This is a genomic window from Colwellia sp. F1, from assembly GCF_056238625.1.
In genome coordinates this window covers 18,686-36,863 of record NZ_JBWDLI010000008.1, presented here as the reverse complement: position 1 = coordinate 36,863, position 18,178 = coordinate 18,686, and the positions used below count along the sequence as shown (strand labels likewise).

The 18,178-nt window shown below is 40.7% G+C and carries 14 protein-coding genes and 1 pseudogene; 13 read left to right on the top strand and 2 right to left on the bottom strand.

The genetic code is table 11. The annotated features are described in order from the left end of the window. The first annotated feature begins 16 nt into the window (after positions 1–16). The 7 genes and pseudogenes from AC0UA9_RS09080 (at position 17) to AC0UA9_RS09050 (ending at position 8,565) form a co-directional block, all read left to right on the top strand. Positions 17–3,445 carry an efflux RND transporter permease subunit gene (locus AC0UA9_RS09080; protein ID WP_475659406.1) on the top strand — a complete coding sequence of 1,143 codons (3,429 nt, stop codon included), beginning with the start codon at positions 17–19 and terminating at the stop codon, positions 3,443–3,445. Then, a complete protein-coding gene (locus AC0UA9_RS09075; RefSeq protein ID WP_475659403.1) occupies positions 3,442–4,542 on the top strand; it encodes an efflux RND transporter periplasmic adaptor subunit in 1,101 nt (366 codons plus the stop codon). Before AC0UA9_RS09080 ends, AC0UA9_RS09075 begins: the two co-directional genes overlap by 4 nt. 56 nt (positions 4,543–4,598) lie before the next feature. Next, positions 4,599–5,270: pseudogene (locus AC0UA9_RS09070) on the top strand (methyl-accepting chemotaxis protein); the annotation flags it as partial. A 45-nt stretch (positions 5,271–5,315) separates the two neighbouring features. After that, complete coding sequence (locus AC0UA9_RS09065; RefSeq protein ID WP_475659622.1) at positions 5,316–5,699, top strand: CZB domain-containing protein; 384 nt, start codon at positions 5,316–5,318, stop codon at positions 5,697–5,699. A gap of 151 nt (positions 5,700–5,850) precedes the next feature. Further along, complete coding sequence (gene ettA, locus AC0UA9_RS09060) at positions 5,851–7,524, top strand: energy-dependent translational throttle protein EttA (protein WP_475659399.1); 1,674 nt, start codon at positions 5,851–5,853, stop codon at positions 7,522–7,524. A gap of 89 nt (positions 7,525–7,613) precedes the next feature. Then, complete coding sequence (locus AC0UA9_RS09055; protein WP_475659397.1) at positions 7,614–7,982, top strand: PilZ domain-containing protein; 369 nt, start codon at positions 7,614–7,616, stop codon at positions 7,980–7,982. A gap of 82 nt (positions 7,983–8,064) precedes the next feature. Beyond that, on the top strand, positions 8,065–8,565 hold the full coding sequence (locus AC0UA9_RS09050; protein WP_475659395.1) for a glycine cleavage system transcriptional repressor: 501 nt from the start codon (positions 8,065–8,067) through the stop codon (positions 8,563–8,565). Between the two features lie 128 nt (positions 8,566–8,693). Here AC0UA9_RS09050 and phoB read toward each other — a convergent pair whose 3' ends face one another. Together phoB and AC0UA9_RS09040 are read right to left on the bottom strand one after the other, a co-directional pair. Further along, on the bottom strand, positions 8,694–9,401 hold the full coding sequence (gene phoB, locus AC0UA9_RS09045) for a phosphate regulon transcriptional regulator PhoB (protein WP_475659393.1): 708 nt from the start codon (positions 9,399–9,401) through the stop codon (positions 8,694–8,696). Between the two features lie 175 nt (positions 9,402–9,576). Next, positions 9,577–10,536: a porin gene (locus AC0UA9_RS09040; RefSeq protein WP_475659390.1), complete on the bottom strand. Its 960-nt coding sequence runs from the start codon at positions 10,534–10,536 to the stop codon at positions 9,577–9,579. 327 nt (positions 10,537–10,863) lie between these two features. Between AC0UA9_RS09040 and AC0UA9_RS09035 the strand changes: the two genes are divergently transcribed. The 6 genes from AC0UA9_RS09035 to AC0UA9_RS09010 all read left to right on the top strand — a co-directional run bounded on the left by AC0UA9_RS09035 (position 10,864) and on the right by AC0UA9_RS09010 (position 18,162). Continuing rightward, a complete protein-coding gene (locus AC0UA9_RS09035; protein ID WP_475659388.1) occupies positions 10,864–12,606 on the top strand; it encodes an ATP-binding protein in 1,743 nt (580 codons plus the stop codon). Between the two features lie 183 nt (positions 12,607–12,789). Next, on the top strand, positions 12,790–13,713 hold the full coding sequence (gene rdgC / locus AC0UA9_RS09030) for a recombination-associated protein RdgC (RefSeq protein ID WP_475659386.1): 924 nt from the start codon (positions 12,790–12,792) through the stop codon (positions 13,711–13,713). A 38-nt stretch (positions 13,714–13,751) separates the two neighbouring features. Further along, on the top strand, positions 13,752–14,930 hold the full coding sequence (locus AC0UA9_RS09025) for a phosphoglycerate kinase (RefSeq protein ID WP_475659385.1): 1,179 nt from the start codon (positions 13,752–13,754) through the stop codon (positions 14,928–14,930). A gap of 207 nt (positions 14,931–15,137) precedes the next feature. Next, positions 15,138–16,043 carry a fructose bisphosphate aldolase gene (locus tag AC0UA9_RS09020; protein WP_475659383.1) on the top strand — a complete coding sequence of 302 codons (906 nt, stop codon included), beginning with the start codon at positions 15,138–15,140 and terminating at the stop codon, positions 16,041–16,043. Positions 16,044–16,421: 378 nt separating this feature from the next. After that, positions 16,422–17,306, top strand: a complete 885-nt coding sequence (locus tag AC0UA9_RS09015) for a DUF481 domain-containing protein (RefSeq protein ID WP_475659382.1) — start codon at positions 16,422–16,424, stop codon at positions 17,304–17,306. Positions 17,307–17,388: 82 nt separating this feature from the next. After that, complete coding sequence (locus tag AC0UA9_RS09010; protein WP_475659381.1) at positions 17,389–18,162, top strand: DUF481 domain-containing protein; 774 nt, start codon at positions 17,389–17,391, stop codon at positions 18,160–18,162. The last annotated feature ends 16 nt before the right edge of the window (positions 18,163–18,178 follow it).

Sequence of the window (18,178 nt, the reverse complement as noted above, 5' to 3'; positions counted from 1 at the left end):
CGGACACTCAACCAATATGCAAATGCCGACTAACTTTACCGCTAAATTACTGAGCACAGTGTTACACAGTAAGATGCCTTTTATCATACTGATACTTTCTATGGTTGCTGGGCTTATGGCGCTGAAATACACGCCTCGCGAGGAAGAGCCCCAAATAGTGGTGCCTATGGTTGACGTGATGGTTAGTGCTCCTGGGGTTGATGTGCAGCAAGTTGAACGCTTAGTGACCACGCCGTTAGAGAAGTTATTAGCGCAGGTCAATGGGGTTGAGCATGTTTATTCGGTTAGCCATAATAGCCAAGCAGTGGTCACTTTGCGGTTTCATGTGGGGCAAAACCGTGAACAAGCATTACTTAATACCTATAATAAACTACACTCAAATACTGATAAAATTCCCGCTATTGTCAGTAACTGGCAGGTAAAACCCATTGAAGTCGACGAAGTACCCATTGTTATGCTGGGTTTGTGGAGTAGTGACAGCAGCACAGTAGATGATTATCACTTACGTCGGTTAGCCGAAGAAGTCGCCACTTTTTTACAAGCAATCGACAACACCAGTGAAGTGAATGTGGTTGGCGGCCGTGCCAGAGAAATTCAAGTTAATATAAATCCTGAACAGATGACGGCCAGAAAAATTGCCATTAAGGACGTATTTAACGCCATTCAGTCTTCAAATGCTTTGCAATACCAAGGCAATATAACCTTAGCGCAGCAATCTTTTCGGCTAGAAAGCGGTGATGTTTTTAGAGACATAAACGCTTTACAACAAACACCAGTAAGTGTTGTTGATGGCAGTGTGGTTTTATTAAAAGACATTGCGACCATTATTGACGGCCCCAGCGAACAAAGTAACTACACTTGGATAGACTTTGCTAATGGTTACCAAAGCGAACGTTATAAAAGCCAGAGCGACCACCCTGTTGTTACTATTAGTGTTGCCAAACAACGTGGTAGTAACGCTGTTACTGTCGCGCAGCAGGTACACGATAAAATTCATCAACTGCAGCAGTCTATTTTTCCAGACAAGGTGCATGTGGAAGTATTGCGTGATTATGGCGAAACTGCCAATGAAAAAGTGAATGACCTTACCACAAGCTTAGCCTTTGCTGTATTTACTGTTGTTGTTTTTATTGCCGTATTTTTAGGCTGGCGTTCAGCCGTGGTTGTAGGTTTAGCCGTGCCTATTTGTTACGGCATTACCTTAGCGTTAGATTTACTGTTTGGTTACACAATTAACCGGGTAACGCTTTTTGCTTTGATCTTGTCACTGGGCCTACTGGTTGACGACCCCATTACTGGCGTTGACAACATTGCGCGTTACTTAAAAACACAAGGCGGCACTTTACAAGATAAAATTGTCGGCGCTATTAACGAAATACGTGTGCCACTGTTAATGTCAACCGTGACCATAGTGCTGGCTTTTGTGCCTTTAGCATTTATTACTGGCATGATGGGCCCTTACATGGCGCCGATGGCGTTTAATGTGCCGTTAAGTGTGATCAGCTCTACCCTAGTGGCCTTTTTAGTTACGCCCTGGTTAGCCGCAAAATTTATTAAACCTAAAGCGGCAACTGATAGCGCAACGCAGCATAACCCCAACCAAGGTTTTGGCCAGTTTTATCGCCGGGTTCTAACACCATTATTAGACAGTAGAAAAAAAGGCAAGTTAGTTTTATGGCTGGTATTAGTGCTATTTATTTTAGCGGCTTTATTACCCGTTATACGTTTAGTGCCGTTAAAGCTGCTTCCTTTTGACAATAAAAATGAAGTGCAAATTATTATTGATATGCCAGAAAGTGCCACATTAGAGCAAACAGCAGCAATAGCTAAACGCGTATCGACTCAAGTTCAAGCGTTACCAGAGGTGAAAGCGATTGCCGCTTATGTGGGTACCTCGTCTCCCATAGACTTTAACGGCATGGTACGGCAATACTATCAGCGCCAAGCACCCCATATGGCTGATTTACGTATAGTGTTACTTGATAAATTACAACGCGAGCATCAATCACATGCGGTTGTGCTACGCTTAAGGGCGCAGTTAAAGTCTTTAACTGACACCAGCCTTGCTGCTGATGGTATTAAAATAAAAGTGGTAGAAGTGCCACCAGGGCCGCCAGTATTAAGTACCTTAGTAGCCGAACTGTATGGCGACGAATTTACCCAGTACAGTGAGTTACAACAAGCGGCTAGCCTAGTTGAACAAAGATTAAAGCAAGAAGCCCATGTCGTTGAGGTTGACTCTACCGTTGGCGGTAACCAAACAAGTTTGCGCTTTATTACAGACAAAACCAAAGCGGCATTGTCGGGTATTTCAACACAAGACGTTAACCAAGCATTGACGGTCGCCAATAGTGGCCAAGTAGCGGGTTATTTATACACAAACCATGAAGCATCGCCCTTGGCTATTAAGGTGAAATTGCCCATAGCACAGCGCGAAAGTTTAGCTGATTTGTACCGGTTAACCATTAAGGGGCAAGCCGGCATAGTACAAACAACAAGCCCTCAAGGGATTGACATGGCTCCTCAACCACTAGTAGCTTTGGGTGAGTTAGGGCAATTTGAGCAGCACACTAGCGACCAAGCCATTTTTCATAAAGACTTAAAGCCCGTTGTTTATGTTACCGCAGATATTTCTGGTAGAACGCCAGCAGCGATCATTGCCGATATTCATAGTGATTTACGCTATGGCAACAGTGACAGTAAGCTTAAAGACGAAGAGCATACGCCGTTAGCAAGCCAAGACAGTCATTGGCAAAGCCGCACATTTTTATCCAGCGGTGGTGGTAATACCTGGTATTTACCGAGCAATATCAACTTATCTTGGGGGGGCGAAGGTGAATGGCGCATTACCGTAAGAGTGTTTCGTGATATGGGGATTGCTTTTGCTTTTGCCTTAACAGCTATCTTTTTTGTGCTACGGATACAAACGGGATCAGCGGCGTTATCCGGTATTATAATGTCTGCGATTCCGTTAACGGTTATTGGCATTATGCCTGGCTTTTTTATGCTAAATCAATTTGGTGAGCGCACTATAGCGGGTGCGCCTGAGCCTGTGTTATTTACCGCGACCGCCATGATAGGCATGATAGCGCTGGCCGGCATAGTAGTGAGGAACTCGTTAATTTTAATAGAGTTTATCACACAAGCACGTGACAACGGCGAACCCATCAAAGAAGCACTTATTCAAGCGGGTTCAGTACGCATGCGCCCAGTATTACTGACCGCGGGTACAACCTTGCTCGGCAATTTAATTATTACGTTAGATCCGGTTTTTAGCGGCTTAGCGCTTGCCATTATTTTTGGCATTATTTCGTCGACTATTTTTACCTTACTGGTTGTCCCTATTGTTTACTTACTGATATTTGACCAAGAAAATCAGCAAACGCCAGTAAATAAGCAAACGCCAGCAAAGCCAAACAATGCCTTAGCACAGGAAAAATCATGACTCAACAAAACAGACAAACAAAACTACAAGCAAGCACGTTAAACAAAGTGCTACTGCCGATTGTCGCGATAGCTATTTTATTAATCATGGTGGCTTGGCTAGCGGGCTCATTTGATGAAAAAGTAGCACCTGGCTTAAACAATACGGCAAGTGCAACAAGCGTTAAAACCAGTGATATTTATCATGTTGTCGCAAAGCCTAGCGCTATATTTGAGCCTGTTGCTGCAAGTATTGCCGCTAAACAAACCACTATTATATCTTCTCGTTTACTTGCCAGAATTAAGACCATTGAAGTAAATGCCGGCGACAAAGTAACCCAGGGTGACAAATTAATAGCACTGGAGAGCGAGGAGTTAACATCACAAGTATTACAAGCTAAGCAAAATGTTATTGCCTTACAGGCGCGTTACCAAGAAGCGAAACAAAATTTTAAGCGCACCAAAGAACTACTGGCAAAACAATTGATTTCAACCGTGGACTTTGACCAGGCTACGGCGGTTTATCAAAGTATACTTGCTGAATTAACCGCTGCTAAACAACGGCTATCTCAAGCAGAAACAGCGCTAAGTTATGCCACATTAACCGCGCCCATTAGTGGTTTAATTGTTGACCGCTTTGCACAACCTGGCGACACGGCACAAGCAGGTGCTAAGTTATTATCCTTGTATAACCCGTTACTGTTACAAGTAGAAGCACAAGTGCGAGAGCAATTAGCGCTGACACTCACCGTTGGCCAAAAAATTGATATTGAATTACCCAGCATGAATAAAACCATTGTTGGCCAAATTGAAGAAATTGTTCCGGCGGCTAATACCGGTTCGCGCACCTTCTTGATTAAGGCAAGAATTACCACCAATGAAAGCTTATTACCTGGCATGTATGCACGCATATTAATACCTGCAGGCGAGCAAACCCGTATTATTATTCCGGCTGATAAGGTGGCTCGCGTTGGCCAATTAACCTTTATTTGGCTAAAGCGTCATGACACAATTGAACGCCGTTTTGTGCAATTAGGTAAAATGCTACCTAATAACACTGTAACTGTTATTTCAGGCTTAACAAATGGCGATGAAATTATTGCACCTTTACACAATTAGCGGTAAATTGTTCATTATTGTAGTATAAAAAAATTATAACAAAGGGATGATAGTCAATGTTCGGATTACCCAGTAAAGCTGCTTATAGTGCGTTGCAGCAAGAAAATGCAAAGTTGAAAGAACAAATTACGTTATTACAAGCGGCAGCCGATAACGCTCACCTTGAAAACCAACAGTTAGTGCAAGACATGGCCAGTAATACCGAACGTTATCGCCACCAAGAAGAAATAAACGCCTTGTGGTTAGGCTCGGCTGAGTTAGTCGATAATGTTCGCCAAGAACTTGCTGCAACCGCTAGCGAACTGGTGGAGCACCGCGATGAATTTCAATCATCTCAAAACTTGTTCAACGACATTCTCGCTATGTTGTCGACCACCAGCACCAATACTAGCCAAATTAACAGTGATAGCCAAAGCGCCTCAACCTCGGTTGATAACTTAAAATCGGCCACTGCGGGTATTAATGATTTTGTTAATATTATTAAAGGTATTTCTGATCAAACCAACTTACTTGCTTTAAATGCTGCGATTGAGGCAGCAAGAGCCGGTGAGCAAGGGAGAGGTTTTGCCGTTGTTGCCGATGAAGTAAGAACCTTAGCACAGCGCTCGGCAGAAGCGTCTAATGAAATTTCAAACCTGATTGAACAAGTAAACCAACAAATGGAACAAGTGATTGAAGATATTCATGGTGTTGGCACAAAAAGTAGTGACATTAGTGACAGTACTGTCACCATAGAAGCTACGGCCAATAATATTGTCGATCTCTCTAAGAATATGTATTCGGTTATTACGCATTCAACGGCTGACGCTTTTATACAAACCGTTAAAATGGATCATGTGGTTTGGAAGCTAGAAATTTACCAAACTATGCTAGGTCTGTCTGATAAAGGCGCAGATGATTTTGCCAGCCATCGCGACTGCCGCTTAGGGCAATGGTATTTTAATGGCGAAGGCGCCGAAAAGTATGCTGACTATAGCGCCTTTAAACAACTGGATAAACCCCATGCCCAAGTGCATGACTACGGGTTAAGTGCATTAGCAGCAATAAAATCAGGTAATATGGCACAAGCTGTTAAAGACTTAGCGGTAATGGAAAGCGCCAGTGTTGAGGTGATAAATATACTTACGTCCTTGTCACATCAAATTAAACGTCAGTAAACGCCACTCAAACTCCCCCTAAATGCTCGGTTAGCTAATTAATTTACGCTAACCGATTGTTCAATACTAAAGCAAAGTCTCTTCCCCTTGCTAAGATGTGGCGAGTTACTTAAAATGACGTTAATTAATTCATCGACCTTTTTGGATTCTCATGGCATTACCAGATAAATTTATATTTTCAATGAACCGCGTAAGTAAAGTGGTTCCTCCTAAGCGTACTATTTTAAAGAATATTTCACTGTCATTTTTCCCTGGGGCTAAAATTGGCGTGCTCGGTTTAAATGGCTCTGGTAAGTCTACCTTGCTACGTATTATGGCGGGCATAGACACAGAGTTTGAAGGTGAAGCTGGCGCACTAGCGGGAACAAAAATTGGTTATTTACCGCAAGAGCCACAGTTAGATGAAAACAAAACCGTACGTGAAGTTGTTGAAGAAGCCGTTGCTACGGTTAAAAACGCACTAAAGCGCTTAGATGAAGTATACAATGAGTATGCTGAAGAAGGTGCTGACTTTGACGCCCTTGCCAAAGAGCAGGGCCAATTAGAAGACATTATTAACACCCAAGACGGCCATAATATTGATAATGTGTTAGAGCGTGCCGCCGACGCTTTGCGTTTACCCCCTTGGGAGCAAAAAATAGCGGTGCTTAGTGGTGGTGAACGCCGCCGCGTAGCGTTATGTCATTTATTATTACAAAAGCCCGACATGCTGCTGCTAGATGAACCGACCAACCACTTAGATGCTGAGTCTGTCGCTTGGTTAGAGCGTTTCTTGCATGACTACCCTGGTACGGTTGTTGCGATCACCCATGACAGGTATTTCCTTGACAATGTGGCTGGTTGGATTTTAGAGCTTGACCGCGGCGAAGGGATTCCATGGGAAGGTAATTATTCGTCATGGCTTGAGCAAAAAGATGCCCGTTTAGCTCAAGAAGGCAAGACGGAAAACGCACTACAAAAAACCATTAAACAAGAACTAGAGTGGGTACGCTCAAATCCAAAAGCGCGCCAAGCTAAAAGTAAAGCACGTATGGCCCGCTTTGAAGAGCTTAGTAGCCAAGAAAGCCAAAAACGTAATGAAACTAACGAACTTTATATTCCACCAGGGCCACGTTTAGGCGATAAAGTACTTGATGTACACAATTTACGTAAGTCGTTCGATGGCCGTGTATTAATTGATGACTTAAGCTTTAGCATTCCTAAGGGCGCTATTGTTGGCATTATTGGCGCTAATGGTGCAGGTAAATCAACCTTGTTCAAAATGATGACAGGTACAGAGCAACAAGACTCTGGCACCATTGACATTGGTGACACGGTTAAACTGGCCAGCGTTGACCAATTTCGTGATGACATGGACGAAAACAATACGGTTTACCAAGAAATATCAGAAGGACATGATATTTTACAAATTGGCACTTACGAAATACCTAGCCGCGCCTATTGTTCGCGCTTTAACTTTAAAGGTAATGACCAACAAAAGTTAATTAAAGACTTATCAGGTGGTGAGCGTAATCGCGTTCATTTAGCCAAGTTAGTGAAAACTGGCGGTAATTTATTATTATTAGATGAGCCAACCAATGATTTAGACGTTGAAACTCTGCGCGCGCTTGAAGAAGCCATTTTAGAGTTCCCTGGCTGTGCTATGGTTATTTCACATGACCGCTGGTTTTTAGACAGAATAGCCACCCATATTTTAGATTACCGTGATGAAGGTGAAATAAACTTCTTTGAAGGTAACTTTAGTGACTATGAAGCATGGTTGAAAAAAACTTTAGGTGCTGCAGCCATTGAACCTCGTCGCATTAAATACAAAAAAATAGGTTAAAGAAACACTAGGCACTTAATTTTTAAGTGCCTTTTTTTTAAAAGGCAGTTATGCTAAAACTATAATTTAAACAACGACGACATACTTAGATGAACGATAGACGACAATTTACCCGTATATTATTTTCAATCACAGCTGAGCTTAATATTGAGGGTGAGATCTATCCGGTATCTATTCATGATATTTCGCTTAATGGTGCTTTAGTCAGCCTAATAAATGCTGAGCAAGGCCTACAAGGTAAGTTAGGTTCGTTGATATTTTTCTTATCTGATAACGAATTACAAGTTACCATGGACATTGCTGTAGTGCATGAGCAAGGTAATGAGATAGGCTTACAATGCAATGCGATAGACATTGACAGTGTAACCTTGTTACGCCGTTTAATTGAGTTGAACTTAGGCGATAACCAGCAACTGCATAAAGAAATAAAGCAACTGACCCGAATAAAAGCGCCGTGACAAACCCCTTGGTGGTTTACCATGAAACAAACGCTATGCTAGAAAATTAATTTAAACAGGTTTTACCCCTTAAGGATTTCTGATGAACCATATTGTAATCTCATGCATTGGTGCCGACAAAACAGGCATAGTAGACTCTTTATCTGATGTGATTAATCAGCACGAAGGAAACTGGCAAGTCAGTAGCTTACATCATTTGTCTGGTTTTTTTGCTGGTGTTATTGAGGTGGCCGTTAGTAAAGAAAATACCCAAGCACTGGTGCATGCCCTTAGCCATATTGACGGCTTAAGCTGCCAAGTAGAAATAGCCAAGGCAAGCTCAGAAAAGGCAAGCTCAAACTTAATACTTGAACTCACCGCGAATGACAGAGTTGGTATAGTGCAAGAAATTTCATCGGTTATTCACCAACAAGAAGGCAACTTAATTAAGCTGGTGAGCGCACAAGTAAGCGCCCCGCATACGGGGCAGTTAATGTTTAATGCTAAGGCACAAGTTGCAATACAGGACGCTAAAATAGACTCATTAGTTAGCGCTCTAGAGCATATTGCCGACGATTTGATGGTAGATATTGCCAGAGTTTAACACTTAACATAAGGCAAACAATTGCCAATAGTGCCACTGTGTTTGCTTTAATAGGTGAAGCAAATGCTGTTATTAGCTTTGTCTTTAGCGTTTAATAAAACCAGCGGTATTCGCCACTGGTTTAGTTTTTAATTTTTTACCTTTTGTGTGGTTTTACCAGAAAAACGGTAACCTGCCCCGCGTACCGTTTGAATAAAGTCTTCATGGCCTGAGCCTGAAATAGCTTTTCTTAGTCGACGAATATGCACGTCAACGGTTCTGTCTTCAACATAGACATTAGTGCCCCAAACGTTATCCAGTAATTGCTCCCTTGAATAAACACGCTCTGTGTGTGTCATAAAAAAGTGCAATAAACGAAACTCGGTTGGGCCAAGATCTAATGCAACTTCATCAATCGTGACATGATGAGAAACAGGATCAAGCTTTAAGCCATGAAACTCTACTTTTTCGGCTAATAAGGTGGGTGACACTCGGCGAATTACCGCTTTAATACGAGCAATTAATTCTTTAGGTGAAAAAGGTTTCGTGACATAGTCATCAACGCCGGCATCTAGCCCTCTTACTTTATCGTCTTCATCAGCACGTGCGGTAAGCATAATAATAGGAATATTACGGCTATATTCTCCTTGCTTTAACTCCTTCGCTAACTTCACGCCTGTGCCGCCGGGTAACATCCAGTCTAACAAGATCAAGTCAGGATAAGGCTCTACAATTTTTTCCTTTGCTTCTTTTATGTCAACCGCTTCTACCGCGTTAAAACCATTTTGTTCTAAAACAAAAGTGATCATTTCTCTGATAGGTGCCTCATCTTCAACGACTAAAATATAACCACTCATACTTATCCCTTACTTCCAGTAATTTTCAATGTCGCTATTATGCAGAACAAAGATGACACTTTTGTGACAGCCCGCCACGCGACAAAATTAATTAACCGCTGATAATTAACGTTTTATATGGCAGGGCTGCTGTTAAACACCGTGAATAACTTTTATCTCACGTTAATGACTGGTGTTAAAATTCATACTGAATACCCACCCCTAAATAGTCGGCATCTGTATTTTTCGCTTTAAGGTCAAAGGTGGTATAAAAAGCATAGAGTTTAGTGCTTGCTGCTAACTTATAATCTAGACCGGCTGAAATACCAGCATGCTTACTTCCCCCTTTGTGGTCGGCCATTTGATATTGCCCTTTTATGGTTGCAGCACCAAGTGGGTATTTAGCCGACAGCAAAATACCGTCCATTTCAGCACCGCTCGCCACACTTTCTTGATTTTGTAGCACCAAGCCAAGCGTAACATCCGCCAATTTGCCCTGCACCGTTGCTCTGATGGTGTTATATTTTTCTGCCTCGCCGTTTTGATCACTTGCTATGCCGTCTTTTGACTTACCTATGACTTCAGCGTCATAAGCAAGTGCAGCATAGAAGGTGGATGTTTTAAGGTTTTTATCACCATAAAAAGCTGCCAGTGAAAATGCTTCTTTACCATCAGCAATATAAGTAGCGCCTAAGTGAAAACCATTTAATGTAGGGGATTTGTAGGTCACACTGTCACTGACACGGTTTTCACCGACCCAAAGGTAGCTAATATCACCATTTAAATCATTAAACAAATCTACTTTACCTTGTGATTGTTTTAATATGGAGTCGTTTTTCCCTAATAAAACCTCACCAAAAACGCCTTTTAAACCAATATATTGATTACGCGCAGTAAAGGCATCGTCAGCATCACCATCTATATCGACTTGAAATTCAGCTTGGTAAACCACTTCAAAGAAGTCATTCACTTTTTCTGTTCCTTTAAAGCCAATGCGTGATGCATTACTGTTCATTTCAGTATAACTACCATAGCCATCATCAGAAGATTGTAATGAGACATTTGCTCGCCCATAAATATCAATATTTGCCGCGAATGTCGGTAGGGCTATCACTGAAGACAGTGCTAGTGCCAGTGTACTTTTTACTCGTTTCATTTTTTGTGCCTCTTATCATTAAAATAGCTTTCTATTTTTAATGTGTTTCATACAATAGAAATCATTGCAGTGCGTTAATTTACTCAAGCGAATGTAGCTACCTGGGAATTTTTCGTCTGTGTTAACGCTATTATTACATATATATGACAGTATAAGAGGACAAGCAGCTTAATTACAGCAACCTAGCACCATTTAAAGTGCAAAACTTTATGAATGGTCACTTACTCACCTTATTTTGCTATTTTATTGTAAAAACATTGTAATCTTTTGATAAAATTAGCTAAAGTCATAAGAATACTACTGTGAATATTAACAAAGTTAATTTATATGAAAATAAAAAGCCTCTCTCGTAAACTGCTCACTCGAGTATTATCTTTTTATTTTATCTTAACGGTTACCGTAACCGGTATTCAAATTGTTGCTGAGTATTTCAACACAAAAAACCATATTAATAGTGAACTACTGACCTTAGAAAAAACGATTAGCGGTAGTTTAACGCGCGCGGTATGGGAGTTAAATACTCAGCAAGCTATTGATATTTCTGAGGGGCTTGTCGCGTTTCCGATGATCAAAGGTATTACGGTAACTGACGAGTCAAATAAAATTATTGCGCAGTTAGGCGAGGTAATATCCCCCGAAAAAGTCAATATTGAAAAAGTTTCCTTAAATGGCTCTGAGGGTATTAGCTCGATATCAGAAGGTTTATTTGGTCACTCATTTCCACTTGTGTTTGAGTTTTCGGGGCGCACCACTTCTGTCGGACGCGTTACACTATTATCAAGCGATGCCGTTATTTTTAGCCGGATCAAGGTGGGTATCTATTTTCTTATTGGCAATGCCTTAGTGAAAACCGCTTTTTTAGTGTTTTTATTTACCCTCGCTTTTAATAAGCTTTTAACCACACCGCTAAATGAACTCACCTTACAAATTAGAAGCTTTGATTTAGATGATCCCGAGGCTTCTAAGCTACATTCTGTCAACTACGAAAAAAACGAGCTGAATATTCTCGAAGACGCCTATAACAACTTAATCAGTGAATTGGTTGAGTTTAAAGAAAAGTTGGCGCTCTCAAAACAAGAAACCGACAAAGCCAGAGATCAACTTGATGAAAACAATTTATTACTTGAGCAAGAAGTTGCCAGTAAAACCTCCTCGTTAAGCAGCACCATGCTGGAAATGGAGGTTCAACAAAAAGAACTCTTAGAACAAAAACAAAGTTTGCAAGCAGAGAATGCTCGCCACCGTAAAACTGAGCAAACCCTTACCACAACCAATAAAGATTTAATTCGCTCTATTACTGAATTAAATAAAGCAAAAGAGCGGTTACTAGAAACAGAGAAGCTGGCGTCACTAGGGCAAATTTCTGCGGAAGTATCTCATGAACTAGCCACCCCTCTTAGCATAAGTATCACTTCATCCTCTTATTTACTTGAACAAATAAACCAGTTACAACAAAGCCTTGATCAGAAAAAAATAACCAAAAGAGGCATAGAAAACTTTATTGAAAATGCCAAACAAAGCACTGAGTTGTTAACCAACAACCTATACAGAGCGTCAGAGCTACTTAATAGTTATAAACATATTGCAATAGACCAGGCCAGTGACAAAGTTCGTACCATTAATGTTGCCAGCTATCTTGATGAAATAATACAGTCTATTCACCCTAAGTTAAGAAAAACCAATCACAGCATAAAAGTGACCTGTGACAAATCAATTGAAGTGTATAGTCACCCGGGCGCCATAGCACAAATAATCATTAATATGATAATGAACTCTATCATTCATGGCTTTGAGCAAATTAATCGCGGTGAGATAACCATTGACGTAAAGCACCAAGACGAAAAACTTATTATTCACTATGCTGATAACGGCCATGGCGTAAGCCCGCAAGGCATGGATAAGTTATTTGACGCATTTTATACGACTAAGCCGGGCGAAGACGGCTCTGGTTTAGGCACGCATATTATTCACAACCTAGTAAAAGACACCTTAAACGGTACTATTACCGCCCAAAGTGAAATAGATAAAGGGTTAACTTATCACATAGAAATACCCGACATGCGCAGCTAGCAGTGTTATTATTTAAGTGCTGTTAACCTAACAAGCATCGATAGATGACTGGTGACGAAACTTTTGATAATAAGTTTTCATAAATGCTAATGATCCACCTGCGCTTTTCAGGTAATATAGCCTTCTTTAAAATTAGCCTCACGTCTGATTAACACTGTGAGCAATTAAGCTAGGATTTAGCATATGTGGTTTAAGAACCTATATTTTTTCGCTTTTACTCGCCCTTTTGAACATTCAGAACAAACGTTAGAAAAACACCTCAATGAACACCTGTTCACCCCGTGTGGCTCAACAGAAATGTCGCATTTTGGCTGGGTTAATGCCTTGGGTAAACATGGGCAGTCAAGTGTTCACACGGCTAATGGCAACTTCTTAATTTGCGCAAGAAAAGAAGAAAAAATATTGCCTGCACCTGTTATCAAAGACATGGTAGAAGAAAAAGTGAACCTACTTGAACAAGAGCAAGGTAGAGGGGCAACTAAAAAAGAAAAAGAGCAGTTTAAAGAAGATATTATTTTTGAATTACTCCCGCGTGCTTTTTCACGTATTTCAGACACTCACGCGTATATTAGCCCTAAAGATAACATTATTGTTATTAACGCCAGTGCCCGTGGTAAGGCTGAAGACTTACTGGCACTGCTGCGCAAAGTATTAGGTACCCTGCCTGTGACAAGTTTAGAGCCAGATGTTCAAGCCGATGAAACCATGACTGATTGGTTAATAAAACAAAATTTGGGGCCTAAATTTACCTTAGGAATGGAAGCAGAATTTAACGCCTTAGGAGATGATGGAGCCGTTATTCGGGTTAAGAACCAAGACCTGGGCAGCGAGGAAATCAAGTCTCACCTAGACGCTGATAAATACATGGTAAAGGTCGCGCTAGAATGGGATGAGTCTTTATCTTTTATGCTTTGTGATGATTTATCAGTTAAGCGCATTAAGTTTTTTGACGTTATTCAAGAGCAAAACGACGACATAGATAGCAGCGATGTGGTGGCTAAACTCGATGCTGATTTTGCCTTAATGGCTGGTGAGTTAAACCGCTTTATTCACGACTTACTTAACGAATTTTCACTTAAAACAACTGATTTACTAGAAAATGACTAAAATATTTTAATCAAAAAAATTATTTATTTGGAGTAACAATGACAATTATCAAAATGGCAGACTTAACACTAACCAATAAGCGTGTGTTAATTCGTGAAGATTTAAACGTGCCTGTACACGACGGAGTGATTACCTCTGATGCTAGGTTGCAAGCAGCCTTACCAACCATTAAACATGCATTAGAAGCAGGCGCTAAAGTGATGGTTATGTCACACCTTGGCCGTCCTACTGAAGGCGAACACACCGAAAAACACTCTTTAAAACCAGTGGCTGATTACCTAGCGGGCGTGCTTAATTACCCCGTACGCCTAGTTAAAGATTACTTGTCGGGTGTTGAAGTGGGCGCTGGTGAACTGGTTATTTTTGAAAACGTACGCTTTAATCAAGGCGAAAAAAGTAATGATGACGCATTAGCCAAACAACTAGCGAGCCTTTGTGATGTGTTTGTCATGGATGCATTCGGTACAGCGCATCGTGCACAAGCAAGTACGCATGGCGTAGCAAAATTTGCCCCTGTTGCCTGTGCAGGCCCTTTATTAGTGAATGAGCTTGATGCACTAGCAACAGCACTAGACAACCCTGCCCGCCCACTTGTGGCCATTGTAGGTGGTTCAAAGGTCTCTACTAAGTTAACGGTATTACATTCATTATCAAAAATTGCTGACACTGTGATTGTGGGTGGCGGCATTTCAAACACCTTTGTGGCTGCAGCAGGCAATGAAGTTGGAAAATCACTCTATGAAGCTGATTTAATCCCTGAAGCACAACGCTTATGTAAACAGACACAAGTGATATTTGCCGACGATGTTACGGTAACACATGACGAGTTTAGTGACTGGAAACACGATTCAGCCACGGTAATTAAAGCGGCATCTGAGGTTGACGCTGAAGACGACATTATTGATTACGGGCCAAAAACCGCTGAAAAAGTGGCCAATATAATTAAAGATGCTGGCACGATTTTATGGAATGGCCCTGTTGGTGTGTTTGAAATAGATGCTTTCGCTAAAGGCACTGAAGTTATTTCAAATGCAATAGCGCAAAGTACAGCGTTTTCAATTGCTGGCGGTGGCGATACGTTAGCCGCGGTAGACAAGTACAATATTAAAGATAAAGTGTCTTATATCTCTACAGGCGGCGGCGCTTTCTTAGAGTTTTTAGAAGGTAAAAAATTACCTGCTGTAGAAATATTAGAACAAAGAGCTAAAGCGCAGTAGAATACTCGCAACGGGAAAGCAGGCCTAGCTAGCTTTCCCGTTATTTTGCGCTACAGGCGCGTTAATACCTGTAACAAAATTAAAACCCTCATCTTACTAAAGATGAAAAACATATAAAATAAAGACTATACTCAAATATATGAGTAAGTTACGCACCCAAATCAACTGAGTTTTCAACGTAGGAAACTCAAATCTAAGGAGAATATTATGTCTTCAGGTTCATCTGCAATAGCGTCAATGCTTAACAAAGTGACCTCTGAAAATGGATTTATCGCTGCACTCGACCAAAGCGGCGGCAGTACCCCAAAAGCACTGGCTTTATATGGTATTGAAAGTAGTGAGTTTGCCAATGACGAGCAAATGTATGATTTAGTACACCAAATGAGAACTCGCATCGTCACAAACAGCGCCTTTACAGGTGACAAACTACTTGGCGCTATTTTATTTGAAAACACACTAGACAGAGCCTTTTTAGGTAAGCCCGCTGCACAATATTTGTGGCAAGAAAAACAAGTTGTCCCTTTTCTTAAAGTTGACAAAGGACTGTGTGACGAAGCCAATGGTGTGCAATTAATGAAACCAATGCCAGCGCTTGATGCTTTACTTGATAAAGCCGTTGCTCAAGATGTTTTTGGCACTAAAATGCGCTCTGTGATTAAGTTAGCAAACCAGCAAGGTATTAATGAGGTGGTTGCTCAACAGTTTGCCGTAGCTAAACAAATACTTGCCAAGGGTTTAACGCCAATTATTGAGCCTGAAATAGACATCAACAGCCCTGAAAAATCAGCCGCTGAAACCTTGCTTAAAGCAGCATTACTGAGTGAGTTAAATAATTTAGCTGACGAGCAAAAAGTGATGTTAAAACTCACCTTACCTGATACTGATAACTTCTACCTTGATTGCATTAACCACAAAAATGTTATTAAAGTCGTCGCCTTGTCTGGTGGTTATACTCGAGAAGATGCCAACAATAAAGTTGCTGCTAATCAAGGGATGATTGCTAGCTTTTCTCGCGCATTAACTCAAGGGCTTAACGCTAAACAGTCTGAAGCAGAGTTTACAGCCACGTTAAATAGCACCATCGACAGCATTTACGCTGCGTCAATCACCTAATAGCCCTACCTCAACCCAAGCTTTGTTATTTCACTAAGCTCAGGTTAATGAGTAAACCGCCCTTATGTATTGCCTTTAAAAGGGATAGTAAAGGCGGTTAACTTCCTTACAACACCCCAAAATAAAGGTTATTGTTCCCCTTTACCTACTGAGCTAACGGGTATAAAGTGGTAAGTTCTGCCCACTTTTTAGACGTTAAGCCAAAAACTTACTTTAAAATACGAAGAACTTCTTTATAATAGCGTTATTTAAAGTTTTGATTTACTTTTAGCCGAAATTACGCCTCGCTTGTACATTTGCTTATAAATCTGCTTTTACTTGGTTCTGAAGCGCCGATACGCCTTTAGTAATATTATTTCGCATAAAATTGAGTCTACAATGCTTCGTTCATTTATTTTTTTATTGCTTTTTACTTTGCCCTTTAGCTTATATGCACAAATAAGCCATACTGCCGCTGATCACACTCAGCCTTTCGTCAGTGATAAAAAGCCAGCTTCCAGAGCAAGTGCCGCAGATGTTATCGCCAGCCTTGAGCCACCTGTGCAAGCTAAAAGTATTAGAACACCTCCACTTTTAAGAGGTTCACTTGAGTTAGGGTTACTGTATAAAACCGGTAATACTAAAAGTGGTGATGTTAGAACAGGCTTAGATTTTCGCTTTGAAAGAGATGCCTGGGTAAGTTTATTAAATGTAGATTTACTGTTAAAAAAAGCAGATGTTGAAAACAGCGATGGTGATAAGAAGTTTAAAGTAACCGACCAAAAGTGGACCGTGTCTTCACAAACAAACTATAACTTAGATAATAAAGAAAAAAACTATATCTATGGCAACTTATGGTATGAAGAAAATGAGTTTAGTGGTTTTGAAAGTCAAAGCTCTATCTCTACTGGTTGGGGTCGCCATTGGTATCGAAGTAACGACGCCTCACTTTGGGGGGATATAGGCCCAGGGTATAAGCGTGATTTATACAAAGCAACCGATACTGACGCTGCGTATTCAGCCGCAACCTTTATTGTGCAAATGCAAGGGCTGTATATAATAAAGTTAAGTGAGCACCTCGAATTAAAAGAACATTTAAGCGCAAAACAAGCACTTGATACCGATGAAAATAGCATTTATAAGTCTGAAACAGTCATTACAACCAAACTGATTTCAACATTACAGTTAAAGTTTACCTTAACCTTGGGTTATAATACTAAGGTTGATGCAGACCAGAAGAATCTAGACACACAAACAGCAGTTACCTTGGTCTATAGCTTTTAGTCCAACTAAACTAACACTAATTGAATAGTTAGTGACCTTCATATTCGCATCGGGCATGGCCCAACATTAACAAGGAATAACAATGAATCGTACATTCGCACTTTCAGCTTTATGCTTATTACCATTAGCAACATATTCGGTAGCCGCAGCAGAAGAAAAATCACCTTATTCAGCGTCAAGTGAATTAGGTTTTTTATATAAAACAGGGGACAGTAAAAGTACGGATGTTAAAGCCGGCTTTAACCTAAAGTATGAGAAAGAAAAATGGCGCTCTACTTTAGCTTTTAGTATTTTAGCGAAGAAAACAGAAACAGAAAACGATGACGGTACTAAAGAGTTTGAGACAACAGATAATAAGTGGGATTTGATCACGCAAACTAACTACACTATTGGTGAAGAAGGTAAAAACTACCTTTATGGTAACCTAGCGCACGAACAAGACAAGTTCAGTGGTTTTGAGTCACAAAGTTCATTCTCTGCTGGTTGGGGACGTCAATGGTATAAGAATGACACAAGCTCTTTTTATGCCGATATTGGCCCAGGTGTAAAGTATGATGTAACCCGTGCTACTGATACAGTCGCCTCAGAAAGCAACACCAATTTAATTATTCAAGCACAAGCGCTTTATACCCATAAATTCAATGACAATGTAGAGTTCAAACAATACTTTGTAGCGAAACAAGCAACAGAGTCGGGTGATAATAGCGCCTATAAATCTGAAAGCTCTATTACTGCTCAATTAATTGATGCCCTACAGTTAAAATTTGCGGTACGTATCAATTATGACTCAGAAGTGAAGCCTGAGTTTGAAAACACCAACACAGAAACTTCAATGACGCTAATTTACAACTTCTAACCGCGAGTTGTTTGCG

Bases quoted from the DNA above. Each gene is read 5' to 3' on its own strand.
- rdgC (WP_475659386.1), top strand. From the start codon at position 12,790: ATGTGGTTTAAGAACCTATATTTTTTCGCTTTTACTCGCCCTTTTGAA.
- AC0UA9_RS09075 (WP_475659403.1), top strand. From the start codon at position 3,442: ATGACTCAACAAAACAGACAAACAAAACTACAAGCAAGCACGTTAAAC.
- AC0UA9_RS09035 (WP_475659388.1), top strand. From the start codon at position 10,864: ATGAAAATAAAAAGCCTCTCTCGTAAACTGCTCACTCGAGTATTATCT.
- AC0UA9_RS09055 (WP_475659397.1), top strand. From the start codon at position 7,614: ATGAACGATAGACGACAATTTACCCGTATATTATTTTCAATCACAGCT.
- ettA (WP_475659399.1), top strand. From the start codon at position 5,851: ATGGCATTACCAGATAAATTTATATTTTCAATGAACCGCGTAAGTAAA.
- AC0UA9_RS09015 (WP_475659382.1), top strand. From the start codon at position 16,422: ATGCTTCGTTCATTTATTTTTTTATTGCTTTTTACTTTGCCCTTTAGC.
- AC0UA9_RS09050 (WP_475659395.1), top strand. From the start codon at position 8,065: ATGAACCATATTGTAATCTCATGCATTGGTGCCGACAAAACAGGCATA.
- AC0UA9_RS09010 (WP_475659381.1), top strand. From the start codon at position 17,389: ATGAATCGTACATTCGCACTTTCAGCTTTATGCTTATTACCATTAGCA.
- AC0UA9_RS09025 (WP_475659385.1), top strand. From the start codon at position 13,752: ATGACAATTATCAAAATGGCAGACTTAACACTAACCAATAAGCGTGTG.
- phoB (WP_475659393.1), bottom strand. From the start codon at position 9,401: ATGAGTGGTTATATTTTAGTCGTTGAAGATGAGGCACCTATCAGAGAA.
- AC0UA9_RS09020 (WP_475659383.1), top strand. From the start codon at position 15,138: ATGTCTTCAGGTTCATCTGCAATAGCGTCAATGCTTAACAAAGTGACC.
- AC0UA9_RS09040 (WP_475659390.1), bottom strand. From the start codon at position 10,536: ATGAAACGAGTAAAAAGTACACTGGCACTAGCACTGTCTTCAGTGATA.
- AC0UA9_RS09065 (WP_475659622.1), top strand. From the start codon at position 5,316: ATGTATTCGGTTATTACGCATTCAACGGCTGACGCTTTTATACAAACC.
- AC0UA9_RS09080 (WP_475659406.1), top strand. From the start codon at position 17: ATGCAAATGCCGACTAACTTTACCGCTAAATTACTGAGCACAGTGTTA.